Raw genomic sequence first — 12796 nt, 5'->3', positions numbered from 1 at the left:
GGCGCAGTCGATAGCGACCATTTCTGATGCAGTTGTTCAAAAAATTACCGTAAAGCCATCTTTTCTTTAATTAACAATCAGCTGATGCCTTCCGCTACGGTTAAAAATACCTGCCTTACGCGCATAAGCTCTTACCAAATAGTCAATTTAATCGGGTGAGTACGCCGTTTATAGTGAGCCAGATAATTAATATAACTTTATGATAATTAGGCAAAAACTTATGGATACTTCATTCATGGATTTCAGCTATTTCGTGATTATGTTTATGGTCGCGCTGGTGGCTGGCTTTATTAACGTGGTGTCGGGCGGCGGTGGTTTTCTCTCTATTGGCGCTCTCTTAATTTCTGGTTTACCCCCGGCTAATGCGCTGGCAACCAATAAAATTCAGGCACTGGGTAGCTCGCTAACCTCCGGAATTTACTTTTTACGCCGGGGACATATTAATGTGCAGGAGCACAAATATGTCTTTTTATCTGCCTTTATCGGTTCTGCGATGGGCACAACGCTTATCCAGTTTATTGAACCGGACGTGTTGAAGAAACTGCTGCCGATCCTGATTATCGCGGTCGCTATCTACTTTATTTCTGCGCCTAATCTTAGCGAACCGAAAAGGAAGCAGCATGTATCCCTGTTTCTCTTCTCGTTGATCTGCGGGGGAGGTATTGGGTTTTATGATGGTTTTCTCGGTGCCGGGGCCGGCTCCTTTTATACGCTCTGCTATATCCTGCTGTGGGGGTACAGTATCGATAAAGCGCAAATTCACTCGAATTTTATCAACCTGGCGTCGAACATTGCCTCGATTCTGTTCTTCATTTTCGGCGGTAAAATGATCTGGTCGCTGGGGCTGGTGATGTTTGCCGGGCAATCCCTTGGCGCACGTCTGGGTGCGACAGTTGTACTGACGCGCGGCAAGAAAGTCATCCGACCCATGATTGTCATCGTCTCTATTTGTATCAGCGTCAAAATGCTGCTGGATATGTATTAATGGCGACATGATAAATAATCGTACAAGCACCTTGAGTTTAACTGCTGACCCCAGTATTATGACGCGTCATTTTTCAGCCGACCTTTAACACGTTCCTTGCCTCCATGGGCCTCGGCTGACCCAGACAGGAGGCTGAATAATCCGTAAGGAGCAATTCGATGCGTCATTACGAAATCGTTTTTATGGTCCATCCTGACCAGAGCGAACAGGTTCCGGGTATGATCGAACGCTACACTGCTGCCATCACTGGTGCAGAAGGCACGATCCACCGTCTGGAAGACTGGGGCCGCCGTCAGCTGGCTTACCCGATCAACAAACTGCACAAAGCTCACTACGTTCTGATGAACGTTGAAGCGCCGCAGGAAGTGATCGATGAGCTGGAAACTACCTTCCGCTTCAACGATGCCGTTATCCGCAGCATGGTTATGCGTACTAAACACGCTGTTACCGAAGCATCTCCGATGGTTAAAGCGAAAGACGAGCGCCGTGAGCGTCGCGATGATTTCGCTAACGAAACCGCAGATGATGCTGAAGCTGGGGATTCTGAAGAGTAATTTCTGATGACCAACCGTCTGGCGTTGTCCGGCACCGTGTGCAGGGCTCCCCTTCGAAAGGTCAGTCCATCAGGAATTCCTCATTGCCAGTTCGTGCTTGAGCATCGTTCTGTGCAGGAGGAAGCCGGGTTTCACCGGCAGGCGTGGTGCCAAATGCCCGTTATTATTAGCGGACACGAAAACCAGGCCATTACTCACAGTATAACGGTCGGTAGCGCAGTGACCGTTCAGGGGTTCATCTCTTGCCACAAGGCAAAGAACGGCCTGAGCAAAATGGTTCTGCATGCCGAGCAGATTGAATTGATAGATTCTGGAGACTAGCCATATGGCACGTTATTTCCGTCGTCGCAAGTTCTGCCGTTTCACCGCGGAAGGCGTTCAAGAGATCGACTATAAAGATATCGCTACGCTGAAAAACTACATCACCGAAAGCGGTAAGATTGTCCCAAGCCGTATCACCGGTACCCGTGCAAAATACCAGCGTCAGCTGGCTCGCGCTATCAAACGCGCTCGCTACCTGTCCCTGCTGCCGTACACTGATCGTCATCAGTAATCGGTCACGGTCCATTAATACGACTTTGAGAGGATAAGGTAATGCAAGTTATTCTGCTTGATAAAGTAGCAAACCTGGGTAGCCTGGGTGATCAGGTTAACGTTAAAGCGGGCTATGCTCGTAACTTCCTGGTACCACAGGGTAAAGCTGTTCCTGCTACCAAGAAAAACGTTGAATTTTTCGAAGCGCGTCGCGCTGAGCTGGAAGCTAAACTGGCTGACGTTCTGTCCGCTGCTGAAGCTCGTGCTGAGAAAATCAACGCACTGGAAACCGTAACCATCGCGTCTAAAGCTGGCGACGAAGGTAAACTGTTCGGTTCCATCGGTACTCGCGACATCGCTGACGCTGTAACTGCAGCTGGCGTTGAAGTAGCTAAGAGCGAAGTTCGTCTGCCGAACGGCGTTCTGCGTACCACTGGTGAGCACGAAGTGAGCTTCCAGGTTCACAGCGAAGTGTTTGCTAAGCTGACTGTAAACGTAGTTGCAGAATAAGTTTTTATTCTGATGACCGCGTAAAAGCGCCGGCCCTGTGCCGGCGTTTTGCTTTTCTGTTCCCCCGCTTTTCTCTCTGGCTATTCTTTATCCTTTTCGGGATAATCACAAAAATAAAACATTATTTCAAAGTGGTGATGGAATGGAACCAACGCACCAACCTCTGTTTGCGCGTAAAAATGTTGTCTATCTGAGCGCGGCGTTCTGCTGCCTGCTGTGGGGGAGCGCCTATCCGGCGATCAAAAGTGGATATGAGATCTTCCAGATTGCCACGGATGACATTCCCTCAAAGATTGTCTTTGCCGGATATCGCTTTCTGTTTGCGGGAATATTGCTGCTAATGCTGGCGATGGCGCAGCGAAAACCGATTGGCCGGTTAAGCCCGCGTCAGTACGGCCAACTCACGCTGTTGGGGCTGACGCAAACCTCGCTGCAATACATCTTCTTCTATATTGGCCTGGCTTTCACGACGGGGGTGAAAGGGTCCATCATGAATGCGACCGGGACCTTCTTCAGCGTGCTACTGGCCCATTTTATCTACCATAATGACAAACTGAGCTACAACAAAGCGCTGGGCTGTATCCTCGGCTTTGCTGGGGTGATGGTAGTAAACTTTAGCAGCGGAATGGATTTTAGTTTCAGCCTGTTAGGAGACGGCTCAGTAGTGATGGCGGCCTTTATTCTTTCTGCTGCCACGCTATATGGAAAACGTATTTCTCAGACGGTGGATCCGACGGTAATGACAGGGTACCAGTTGGGCGGTGGCGGTCTGGCGTTGGTTATCGGTGGCTACGCTTTTGGCGGCACGCTGACCGTACACGGAGCGTCTTCGGTGGCAATTCTGGGCTACCTGACGTTACTCTCTTCGGTCGCCTTTGCCTTGTGGAGTATTCTGCTCAAGCATAATCGTGTGGGGATGATTGCGCCGTTTAACTTCCTGATCCCGGTTTCGGGGGCGGTGCTGTCGGCGATATTCCTCGGCGAAAACATTCTCGAATGGAAATATGCACTGGCGCTGGTGCTGGTCTGTTCGGGGATCTGGTGGGTGAATAAGGTGAAGCGCTGACGCTTCACCTTGATGCCTGATGGCGCCGCTTAACGGGCGCGAATAAAACTGCCGTTAGGCTGGCGGGTGAACAGAACCTGCTGGCCATTCCCGGTATCAATGGTTAATCCCGTCACCACGCCATTGGCATTCTGCCTGATCTGCACCATCTGACCGTCTTTCAGGTTGCTTAGCGGTTTTCCCGCGCCTTCAACCTGCGCCATTGCATACACATCGGTTGGCGGGAGGTTATGGTCACGGAAGACCTGGGCCAGCGTTTTGCCCGAGTCTACGCGATAAGAGCGCCACTGTTGCTCAATTCCGCTATCCTGTTGGAAAGGTTGCGTCTGCGGCTGAGATTGCTGAGCCTGCGGCTGCGCATCAGGTTCTCCTTCCTGGATTGGCTCTGGAGCAACCGGAGCGACCTGGCCGGGATCGTTTTGCGGGGCGACTAACTGTGCCTGTAGCTGAGCCTCGGTTGGTGGCTGCGACTGTGACTGTAAATCCAGCTGGGCAGTACGCGTCACCACAGGGGCATCGCTGGTGTCACTGGAAGGAAGCAGGAAACCTATCACCAGCACGATAGCAGCAATAATAATGCCGCGGCGGTGCATAGGCGGTAGCGGATCCATAATGCGAAAATTGTCCGGTGCATGCCAGATTTTCGCCAGGGTTGGTTTTAATTCAAAGCGCCCGGGCATGGCTTTCCTCCTGCTCCGCGTCTCGTTCCTCGATCATAGAGTATAGATGGCTAACGCTATGATGTTCGTCATATTACCCGCTTTCGTGACGTCAACGCGGGATATTCCTATTGTTTATGTTTCCTCGCGATTTGTCATCTGTTCCCGAGACAAAGTTTTACCGGATGCGGCATGGCTGATATGCTGCCCGCTACTTTACATCCGATGAAAGGAAATATGATGGCTAACCCGACTTTTGACACTATCGAAGCGCAAGCAAGCTACGGTATTGGTTTGCAGGTAGGACAACAGCTGAGCGAATCCGGACTGGAAGGACTGTTGCCTGAAGCGCTGGTAGCGGGTATCGCTGACGCGCTGGAAGGTAAGCACCCGGCAGTGCCGGTTGATGTTGTGCATCGCGCGCTGCGTGAAATCCATGAACGCGCTGATGCAGTACGTCGCGAACGCTTCCAGGCTATGGCGGCTGATGGCGTCAAATATCTGGAAGAAAACCGTGAGAAAGAGGGTGTGAACAGCACTGAATCCGGTTTGCAGTTCCGTGTTCTGACTCAGGGCGAAGGGGCTATTCCGGCGCGTACTGACCGCGTTCGCGTGCATTATACCGGTAAACTGATCGACGGTACCGTGTTTGACAGCTCTGTCGCACGTGGCGAACCGGCTGAATTCCCGGTTAACGGCGTAATCCCTGGCTGGATTGAAGCACTGACCCTGATGCCGGTAGGTTCGAAATGGGAACTGACTATTCCTCAGGAACTGGCTTACGGCGAGCGTGGTGCTGGCGCGTCCATTCCTCCGTTCAGCACGCTGGTGTTCGACGTTGAGCTGCTTGAGATCCTGTAAGCAGTGACTTCTGTTCCCCCCGAGGTCGGGGGGAACAAATAAATAGCGTGAAAAGCTATAGTTACGTCGTTGTCGATATTTTATCTTGCAAATGCCGCATCAGCGTGTATTTTTGTGAGCTGATTCGCGCTATCAGAGTGATATGACACTCACTTTAAACATTAAATTAACATTATATCTAAATCTTAGTATTCATCCCGCCAATTCTTACCTAATATCGATGAGTCCTGATAACAGGATCGTCGTATCATAGACACACTAAAGGCCGTAGAGCCTGAACAACACAGACAGGTACAGGAAGAAAAAAACATGGTAGATCAGGTAAAAGTCGACACCGCTGAAGAGGCGTCGTCTGAACAGTCGCTACGGCGCAATCTCACAAACCGTCATATTCAACTTATTGCTATTGGTGGTGCTATCGGTACTGGCCTGTTTATGGGCTCCGGTAAAACCATCAGTCTCGCCGGACCGTCGATCATCTTTGTATATATGATCATCGGTTTTATGCTGTTTTTCGTGATGCGGGCAATGGGTGAATTGCTGCTCTCGAATCTGGAGTACAAATCGTTTAGTGATTTCGCCTCCGATCTGCTCGGGCCATGGGCCGGGTATTTTACCGGCTGGACCTACTGGTTCTGCTGGGTCGTTACTGGGATGGCAGACGTTGTCGCGATTACCGCGTATGCGCAATTCTGGTTCCCCGAACTGTCAGATTGGGTCGCCTCGCTGGCGGTGATTGTGCTGCTGCTGAGCCTCAACCTCGCCACCGTAAAAATGTTCGGTGAGATGGAGTTCTGGTTTGCGATGATCAAAATCGTCGCCATCATCGGCCTGATTGTCGTCGGTCTGGTGATGGTGCTGACGCACTTCCAGTCGCCAACCGGCGTTCAGGCATCGTTCACGCATCTGTGGAATGACGGTGGCTGGTTCCCGAAAGGTCTGAGCGGCTTCTTTGCCGGCTTCCAGATAGCGGTGTTCGCGTTTGTGGGTATTGAGCTGGTGGGAACGACCGCCGCGGAAACCAAGGATCCTGAGAAATCTCTGCCGCGCGCCATTAACTCGATTCCAATTCGTATTATCATGTTCTACGTGTTCGCGCTGATCGTGATTATGTCCGTAACGCCGTGGAGCTCGGTAGTACCAACCAAGAGCCCATTCGTTGAACTGTTTGTGCTGGTTGGTCTGCCTGCTGCGGCGAGCCTGATCAACTTTGTGGTTCTGACTTCAGCTGCCTCTTCCGCAAACAGCGGCGTGTTCTCTACCAGCCGTATGCTGTTCGGCCTGGCGCAGGAAGGCGTTGCGCCTAAAGCATTTGCCAAGCTGTCTAAACGCGCAGTTCCGGCGAAGGGGTTAACCTTCTCCTGTATCTGTCTGTTGGGCGGCGTGGTGATGCTGTACGTGAACCCGAGCGTGATTGGCGCGTTCACCATGATCACCACCGTGTCGGCGATTCTGTTCATGTTCGTCTGGACCATCATTCTTTGCTCGTACCTGGTGTACCGCAAGCAACGTCCTCACCTGCATGAAAAATCAATTTACAAGATGCCGTTAGGCAAGCTGATGTGCTGGGTATGTATGGCGTTCTTCGTCTTCGTACTGGTACTGCTGACGCTGGAAGATGATACCCGTCAGGCGTTGATGGTGACGCCGCTGTGGTTCATCGCGCTGGGTCTGGGCTGGTTGTTTATCGGTAAGAAACGTATGGCGGGTATGCGTTAAGCGTTGTCATATCGGACACAAAAAAGGCCACATAAGCAGTGGCCGAATTCGGACTTCAGGAAGGCGCTCTCGGGCGCCTTTTTTTATTCACCTGCGAGGGCACGCGGGAACAACACATTGTTTTCCAGGCTGATGTGTTCCATCAGGTCATCGATCATTTCGTTAATGCCGTTATACATGGCTTTCCAGGTGGTGCAGGCTTCTGGCGGCGGCGTCACGTTGTGGGTGATGTGTTTGATCACTTCCACCAGTTCACCCGCATCGTCATGTTCGCTTTCCATCACGCTGATTGGCCCCATCGCCTGGCTACCCATGCCCTGTTTGATCATCGGGAACAAGATCTGCTCTTCTTTCATCATGTGGCTGGACAGCTCTTCATGCAGCATGGTCAGGTTTTTCGCCAGACCGCGCGGTACGTTCGGTTTGTCTGCGTGAACGCGTTCAACTTTTGTGGCCTGCAGGATCAGCTCCGGCAGCTGTTCGCGGTGTCTGTCGTGATAACGCACGATGATATGGTCGATGATTTCAGCCAGAGCCACGGTACGCCAGTCTTTCTCCAGCGGCTGTTCAGCCAGCTGCGCAAGCTGCGCCTCAATAACGTCTAAATCCAGCTCTTTACGCGCGGCAGCGCGTGCCAGCGTTTGCTTACCGCCGCAGCAGTAATCCATATCGTATTTACGAAACAGGGCCGAAGCGCGAGGAATAGAGAGCGCCAGTTCACCTAAAGGTTGATCGCGATAAGACATTGCCGTTACCTCATTCTCAATAATATAAGATGTATTTTAAATGCAACTTATGGCGAAGGATATAACCCTTTCGGGGTGGGGTGTTTTGTGATGAACGTCACGAAAATTTCTTATTTCGTTAAGGTGCTGAATCTTATTGGAAAGGTGAGGGGCGGCGAAAAAAGCGGCTCGACAGGATTAAATAAGCGCACGCCGCTGCCGATAGTTAGACCTCAGACAATACCTGCATAATAAAAAGGCTACAGATGTTCAAACGAATCAAAGTGATAACCTTACTTATCACCGTGTTACTCGCCCTGGGCGCAATGCAGCTCATCTCCGCGGGCGTCTTTATTGGCGCGCTCAATAACGATAAGCAGAACTTTAACGTGTCTCAACTTTCCAGCCAGAATGTGGCCGAGTTTACCGATGCGTGGATTAGCCTGAACCAGGCTCGCGTCACGCTCAACCGGGGCATGCTGCGTTTACAGGGAACGATGGCTAGCGAGATTAACGGCGGTCAGTTGAAGGAGCTGGTGAACACAGCAAATCGCCTGTTGGCCGAATCGAAAGAGCATTACGATAAATATTACGCTCTACCGGAAACGCCGGGGTTGGATGAGCATCTGGCCGATCGACTGGAAGAACAGTACGGCATCTATTCTGCGACGCTGGCAAAAATGAACGCGCTGCTGGCTGAAGGAAAGCTGGAAGAGATGTTCAAGCAGAACGCCGAGCAAAAGCAAACGGCCATGCAGGAAGTTTATCGGGAATGGCGTAGCGCGCAAACGGCGCTGGCCACTGCCGGGGTACAGGACAATGAGAGTGACTACCAGAAGATAATCTGGCTGCTGTCCGCGGTGATGCTGATTGTCGTCACCGTGATTATCGCCAGTTGGCTGGCGATGCAGCGAGTGCTGCTCAAGCCGCTCCACGAGGTGATGGGACATATTCGCCATATTGCCGCAGGTGATTTGACTCACCGCATCAATGCCGATGGCAGTAATGAAATGGCGCTGCTGGCAGGCAACGTCCGCGACATGCAGCAGGCGCTGGCGAACACGGTCAGCGTGGTGCGTGACGGGGCTGACACCATCTATACCGGCGCGGGTGAAATTGCCGCTGGCAGTAACGATCTCTCTTCACGTACCGAACAGCAGGCCGCCTCTCTGGAGGAGACCGCAGCCAGCATGGAACAACTTACTGCAACCGTGAGACAGAATGCAGATAACGCGCGTCAGGCGACCAGCCTGGCAAAAAATGCTTCGCAGACGGCGCAGAAAGGCGGAACCGTGGTTGATGGCGTGGTGCGTACGATGGATGAAATCGCCACCAGTTCCAGCAAAATTGCGCAAATTACTACTGTTATCGACGGTATTGCTTTCCAGACCAACATCCTGGCGCTGAACGCGGCGGTAGAAGCGGCGCGAGCGGGCGAACAGGGGCGTGGCTTTGCTGTAGTCGCAGGCGAGGTGCGCACGCTGGCGCAGCGTAGCGCTCAGGCGGCAAAAGAAATTAAGGCGTTGATTGATGACTCAGGGAATCGGGTCAATGCCGGTACGGCGCTGGTGCATGAGGCGGGTGAGACGATGGCGGAAATTGTCAGTGCCGTCACCCAGGTTACCGATATTATGGGAGAAATTGCGTCGGCCTCTGATGAACAGAGTCGGGGTATCGATCAGGTCGGTCAGGCGGTGGCTGAGATGGATCGCGTCACGCAGCAAAACGCCTCGCTGGTGGAGGAATCCGCTTCCGCCGCAGCCGCGCTCGAAGAGCAGGCCGCACGGTTGAACCAGACGGTGGCGGTGTTTAAAGTTTAACGTCTGCTCCGGCCTACAAGATATTATCCAGTAGGCCGGATAAGCGGAGCACCATCCGGCACATTATGATTGTGGTACCACGACGACGCTCGGTTTCTGCGGCTTGGCTCTGACGGCTATCACTACCCCAACCATCAGCAGCGTAATACCGCTTACCGTCAGCAGCGGCGGAAATTCCTGGCGCAGTATAAAGGTGTACAGCAAACCAGCCAGCGTTTCGAAGACAATCAACGGGCCGAGGATCACCGTCGGCAGCTTCTGGCTGGCGACGTTCCAGCACAGTGCGCCAACCCAAGAACACAATACCGCAATGGCTATCATCAGGCCGATAAACACGGCTGGACGCGGACCGAAGGGCAGAGCGAAGTCCGGCGTTTGCCCGTTCAACCACAGGCAGGCGGCAATATAGCCGAACAGAGAAACAGGCAGCGTCACCAGTGCCTGGGCCGTCGCCCACATCATCGGGTGCTTATCCGGATTCTCGCGCAGCCAGCGGGCATTACGCAGCGCATACCACGCCCAACACACCACCGAAATCAGCGCCAGTGCGATGCCAGAACCATATCGCCAGCCGCTAAAGTCAGGGAGTCCCTGATTCAGCTCCGAGATATTCACGCACAGCAGGCCTATACCAATCAACACCAGCGCAGGCGACAAACGCCACCATGATAATTTGCCGTCACGCTGGCTGTAGAGCAGGTTAGCGAAGACCGGGATCACCACCGGCAATGTACCAATAATCATCGTGGAGACCGGTGCGCCGGTGCGCTGGATAGCGCTTGCCAGGCAAACGTAATAAATCAGATTTCCCATCATTGTTAGCGTCAGCGCAGTTACCCAGTCTTTCCGCCCGAGTTGACGCAGGCGCACACGTCCCAGCCAGGCAATCGGCAATGCGATCAGCCCCAGCGCCAGATAGCGCCCCATCGACTGCAATACCGCCGGGTATTCCGGTACGATCAGCGGTCCAACAAAAATTAATCCCCACATCAGCCCGGCCAGCAGGGCATACAACACACCGCTAATCATTTTTGATATCCACATCGCTTAACAATACGTCGAGTGTAGGCAGGAAAAATGCCGCCGTATTGTATGAGATTGCTGATCAACGCCGGACGACTTGTTTCTGATAACGCACTGGCGTAATGCCGTAGCGATGGGTAAACGCGCGGGTGAGATGCGACTGGTCGGTGAGGCCGGTTGCGGCGGCGACCTCTGCGGCGGGCATACCGCAAGTGAGAAAACCTTTGGCTCGCCACAGGCGGATCGCCATCAACATCTGGTGCGGCGTGACGTGGAAATGAGATTTAAACTGGCGCTGAAAATGCCAGGGACTCAGCGATGCAACCCGCGCCAGCTCGTCGAGCGTGACCGGATGCATATAATTATCGTGCAGATACTCGCGTACTCGTTCAAAGCGATGCGCCCCCTCCGGCAAAACCGGTGCATGGCGGGCCAGCGGCTGGAACGTGTCGATCAGATCGAGCAATAGTCCTTTTTGCGCCAACGGATCTTCCGTGTTCCACAGGCCGTGGATCAGCGAGCAGATCTGGCGCGAGCGCAGCGGATCGTGACGCGTTACGTCATGAAACCACCAGTGGCGGATCCCAGTGACCTCTTCCAGAAGATCGGGCTCAAGATAAATCATCCGATAGCGCCAGCCATCGGCGGTTTCGGCCTCGCCGGTGTGCAGCTCATCGGGATTCATGGTTACGACGGAATGGGCGGGGGCCACGTACTGCGTGCCGCGATAACGAAAACGTTCGGCTCCGGCTTCTATCGCGCCAATGCCGAATGCTTCATGTGTGTGCGGCTCAAAGGCGTAACGTGAGATGTGCGCATGATACAGCTCTACGCCCGGCACCTGCGCCAGATGGCGAAAGCGGGCGCTGTCTTTCTCATCAATAAACTGCTCAGGTACACCTTGCACGTTTTCTCTCCCCACGCATCATCCTGTCATTATCAGAGAGGATGCGCGGGGATGCCACCACAATTAACTAATTTTTAACACTTACACGATGCCTTTGACGCTGTCAGCCAGCGAGGTGGTCGGGCGACCAATCAGTTTGCTCAGCGTATGGCTGTCGTCAAACAGACCGCCTTTGGAGGCGCCAGTGTCTGAGTCAGCCAGCATGTCCGCCAGTCCGGCAGGCAGACCTACACCTTTTAGCGCGGCGGCAAAATCAGCTTCGCTCAGGTTCTGATACACCACTTTTTTACCACTCTGTTTTGCCAGCTCGGCAGCCAACTGGCTCAGGGGCCAGCCTGCGTCGCCCGCCAGCTCATAGGTTTTACCGGCGTGACCGTCTTCACTGATGACGCGCGCGGCGGCAGCGGCATAGTCGGCGCGGGTCGCTGAGGCAATTTTGCCTTCACCTGCAGCCCCGATAAACACGCCATGTTCCAGAGCAGCCGGTGCGCTGGCGAGATAGTTTTCGGTGTACCAGCCGTTACGCAGTAGCGCGTAGGCGATACCGGATTCAGCCAGCATCTGCTCGGTTGCCACATGCTCATCAGCCAGCCCCAGCGGGGAGGTGTCAGCGTGCAGCAGGCTGGTGTAGGCGATAAATTTCACGTGAGCGGCTTTCGCTGCATTAATCACGTTGCGATGCTGCGGGGCACGTTGTCCCACTTCGCTGGAGGAGATCAGCAGTAGCTTGTCGATACCCTGTAAGGCAGTTGTAAAGGCGGCTTCATCGCTGTAATCCGCCTGACGAACGGTAATGCCCTGCTGACTAAGCGCCGTCGCTTTAGCGGGATTACGCACGATTGCCACAATCTGGCTGGCAGGAACGGTTTTCAGCAGAGATTCAATAACGTGTTGGCCCAGTTGGCCGGTGGCGCCGGTAATCGCGATCATGGGGTGACTCCTTGGTATTGGTCTTGTGTTTAATCACGCTAACACCTAAACTTACTTTTAGTAAGTACGTACAAAAAGGTTAGTATGAAAATGACAGCTTCGACGCTCTCCCAGCAGTTACGCGATGGCAACTTGTTTGCCGAACAGTGTCCCTCCCGCGAGGTGTTAAAACACGTCACCAGCCGCTGGGGTGTATTGATTCTGGTGGCGCTGCGCGACGGTACGCACCGTTTCAGCGATTTGCGCCGTAAGATGGGCGGGGTCAGTGAAAAGATGCTGGCGCAATCTCTGCAGGCGCTGGAGCAGGACGGGTTTATCAATCGGGTGTCATATCCGGTGGTACCGCCGCACGTGGAATATAGTTTGACGCAGTTGGGTGAGCAGGTGAGCGATAAAGTCGCCGCGCTGGCGGACTGGATAGAACTGAATTTGCCGCAGGTTTTAGCGCAGCGGGAAGAGCGGGCGGCGTAAAGTATTGCCGGATGGCGGCTAACGCCTTATCC

The 12796-nt window shown here is 53.4% G+C and carries 15 protein-coding genes; 10 read left to right on the top strand and 5 right to left on the bottom strand.

Translation table 11 applies throughout. The annotated features are described in order from the left end of the window. Positions 1 to 220: 220 nt before the first annotated feature. The 6 genes from OGV98_RS21480 to OGV98_RS21455 all read left to right on the top strand — a co-directional run bounded on the left by OGV98_RS21480 (position 221) and on the right by OGV98_RS21455 (position 3649). Positions 221 to 985, top strand: a complete 765-nt coding sequence (locus OGV98_RS21480) for a TSUP family transporter (RefSeq protein WP_044713127.1) — start codon at positions 221 to 223, stop codon at positions 983 to 985. Between the two features lie 158 nt (positions 986 to 1143). Continuing rightward, positions 1144 to 1539, top strand: coding sequence for a 30S ribosomal protein S6 (rpsF, locus tag OGV98_RS21475; protein WP_003025672.1), 396 nt, complete (start codon positions 1144 to 1146; stop codon positions 1537 to 1539). A gap of 6 nt (positions 1540 to 1545) precedes the next feature. Next, on the top strand, positions 1546 to 1860 hold the full coding sequence (gene priB / locus OGV98_RS21470) for a primosomal replication protein N (RefSeq protein WP_003025674.1): 315 nt from the start codon (positions 1546 to 1548) through the stop codon (positions 1858 to 1860). Between the two features lie 4 nt (positions 1861 to 1864). Continuing rightward, the gene (gene rpsR / locus OGV98_RS21465; RefSeq protein ID WP_000135199.1) at positions 1865 to 2092 is read left to right on the top strand and encodes a 30S ribosomal protein S18; all 228 of its coding nucleotides are present in this window, start codon (positions 1865 to 1867) and stop codon (positions 2090 to 2092) included. A 41-nt stretch (positions 2093 to 2133) separates the two neighbouring features. Next, positions 2134 to 2583: a 50S ribosomal protein L9 gene (gene rplI, locus OGV98_RS21460; protein WP_003025676.1), complete on the top strand. Its 450-nt coding sequence runs from the start codon at positions 2134 to 2136 to the stop codon at positions 2581 to 2583. Positions 2584 to 2725: 142 nt separating this feature from the next. After that, positions 2726 to 3649, top strand: coding sequence for a DMT family transporter (locus tag OGV98_RS21455; protein ID WP_003844954.1), 924 nt, complete (start codon positions 2726 to 2728; stop codon positions 3647 to 3649). 29 nt (positions 3650 to 3678) lie between these two features. On the opposite strand, the gene OGV98_RS21450 is transcribed toward OGV98_RS21455, so the two are convergent. Continuing rightward, positions 3679 to 4329 (bottom strand): LysM-like peptidoglycan-binding domain-containing protein, encoded by a 651-nt coding sequence (locus OGV98_RS21450; RefSeq protein WP_003025681.1) that lies wholly within the window; start codon positions 4327 to 4329, stop codon positions 3679 to 3681. 219 nt (positions 4330 to 4548) lie between these two features. Here OGV98_RS21450 and bamJ point away from each other — a divergent pair, with 219 nt between their 5' ends. Beyond that, positions 4549 to 5169 carry a BamJ family beta-barrel-assembly machinery protein gene (gene bamJ, locus OGV98_RS21445; protein WP_003025685.1) on the top strand — a complete coding sequence of 207 codons (621 nt, stop codon included), beginning with the start codon at positions 4549 to 4551 and terminating at the stop codon, positions 5167 to 5169. Positions 5170 to 5478: 309 nt separating this feature from the next. After that, a complete protein-coding gene (gene cycA / locus OGV98_RS21440) occupies positions 5479 to 6888 on the top strand; it encodes a D-serine/D-alanine/glycine transporter (RefSeq protein WP_003025688.1) in 1410 nt (469 codons plus the stop codon). An 83-nt stretch (positions 6889 to 6971) separates the two neighbouring features. On the opposite strand, the gene ytfE is transcribed toward cycA, so the two are convergent. After that, positions 6972 to 7634, bottom strand: a complete 663-nt coding sequence (ytfE, locus tag OGV98_RS21435; protein ID WP_003025690.1) for an iron-sulfur cluster repair protein YtfE — start codon at positions 7632 to 7634, stop codon at positions 6972 to 6974. Between the two features lie 245 nt (positions 7635 to 7879). On the opposite strand from ytfE, the gene OGV98_RS21430 reads away from it, so the two are divergent. Next, complete coding sequence (locus tag OGV98_RS21430) at positions 7880 to 9433, top strand: methyl-accepting chemotaxis protein (RefSeq protein WP_003844953.1); 1554 nt, start codon at positions 7880 to 7882, stop codon at positions 9431 to 9433. Between the two features lie 63 nt (positions 9434 to 9496). Here the strand turns inward: OGV98_RS21430 and OGV98_RS21425 are convergent, their stop codons facing one another. The 3 genes from OGV98_RS21425 to OGV98_RS21415 form a co-directional block, all read right to left on the bottom strand. Beyond that, the gene (locus tag OGV98_RS21425) at positions 9497 to 10462 is read right to left on the bottom strand and encodes a DMT family transporter (protein WP_049002365.1); all 966 of its coding nucleotides are present in this window, start codon (positions 10460 to 10462) and stop codon (positions 9497 to 9499) included. A gap of 76 nt (positions 10463 to 10538) precedes the next feature. Further along, positions 10539 to 11363, bottom strand: coding sequence for an AraC family transcriptional regulator (locus OGV98_RS21420; protein ID WP_003025695.1), 825 nt, complete (start codon positions 11361 to 11363; stop codon positions 10539 to 10541). Between the two features lie 81 nt (positions 11364 to 11444). After that, entirely contained in the window at positions 11445 to 12293 is an 849-nt protein-coding gene (locus OGV98_RS21415) for an SDR family oxidoreductase (protein WP_202580830.1), read from the bottom strand. A 90-nt stretch (positions 12294 to 12383) separates the two neighbouring features. On the opposite strand from OGV98_RS21415, the gene OGV98_RS21410 reads away from it, so the two are divergent. Continuing rightward, positions 12384 to 12764 (top strand): winged helix-turn-helix transcriptional regulator, encoded by a 381-nt coding sequence (locus OGV98_RS21410; protein ID WP_003839526.1) that lies wholly within the window; start codon positions 12384 to 12386, stop codon positions 12762 to 12764. The last annotated feature ends 32 nt before the right edge of the window (positions 12765 to 12796 follow it).

Origin of the sequence: Citrobacter sp. Cf136, from assembly GCF_030333815.1 — a bacterium.
Classification (GTDB): Bacteria; Pseudomonadota; Gammaproteobacteria; order Enterobacterales; family Enterobacteriaceae; genus Citrobacter; species Citrobacter freundii.
Note: the sequence above shows the minus strand (reverse complement) of the source record. Positions and strands in the feature narration are given on the sequence as shown.

Bases quoted from the DNA above. Each gene is read 5' to 3' on its own strand.
- OGV98_RS21480 (WP_044713127.1), top strand. From the start codon at position 221: ATGGATACTTCATTCATGGATTTCAGCTATTTCGTGATTATGTTTATG.
- rpsF (WP_003025672.1), top strand. From the start codon at position 1,144: ATGCGTCATTACGAAATCGTTTTTATGGTCCATCCTGACCAGAGCGAA.
- priB (WP_003025674.1), top strand. From the start codon at position 1,546: ATGACCAACCGTCTGGCGTTGTCCGGCACCGTGTGCAGGGCTCCCCTT.
- rpsR (WP_000135199.1), top strand. From the start codon at position 1,865: ATGGCACGTTATTTCCGTCGTCGCAAGTTCTGCCGTTTCACCGCGGAA.
- rplI (WP_003025676.1), top strand. From the start codon at position 2,134: ATGCAAGTTATTCTGCTTGATAAAGTAGCAAACCTGGGTAGCCTGGGT.
- OGV98_RS21455 (WP_003844954.1), top strand. From the start codon at position 2,726: ATGGAACCAACGCACCAACCTCTGTTTGCGCGTAAAAATGTTGTCTAT.
- OGV98_RS21450 (WP_003025681.1), bottom strand. From the start codon at position 4,329: ATGCCCGGGCGCTTTGAATTAAAACCAACCCTGGCGAAAATCTGGCAT.
- bamJ (WP_003025685.1), top strand. From the start codon at position 4,549: ATGGCTAACCCGACTTTTGACACTATCGAAGCGCAAGCAAGCTACGGT.
- cycA (WP_003025688.1), top strand. From the start codon at position 5,479: ATGGTAGATCAGGTAAAAGTCGACACCGCTGAAGAGGCGTCGTCTGAA.
- ytfE (WP_003025690.1), bottom strand. From the start codon at position 7,634: ATGTCTTATCGCGATCAACCTTTAGGTGAACTGGCGCTCTCTATTCCT.
- OGV98_RS21430 (WP_003844953.1), top strand. From the start codon at position 7,880: ATGTTCAAACGAATCAAAGTGATAACCTTACTTATCACCGTGTTACTC.
- OGV98_RS21425 (WP_049002365.1), bottom strand. From the start codon at position 10,462: ATGATTAGCGGTGTGTTGTATGCCCTGCTGGCCGGGCTGATGTGGGGA.
- OGV98_RS21415 (WP_202580830.1), bottom strand. From the start codon at position 12,293: ATGATCGCGATTACCGGCGCCACCGGCCAACTGGGCCAACACGTTATT.
- OGV98_RS21410 (WP_003839526.1), top strand. From the start codon at position 12,384: ATGACAGCTTCGACGCTCTCCCAGCAGTTACGCGATGGCAACTTGTTT.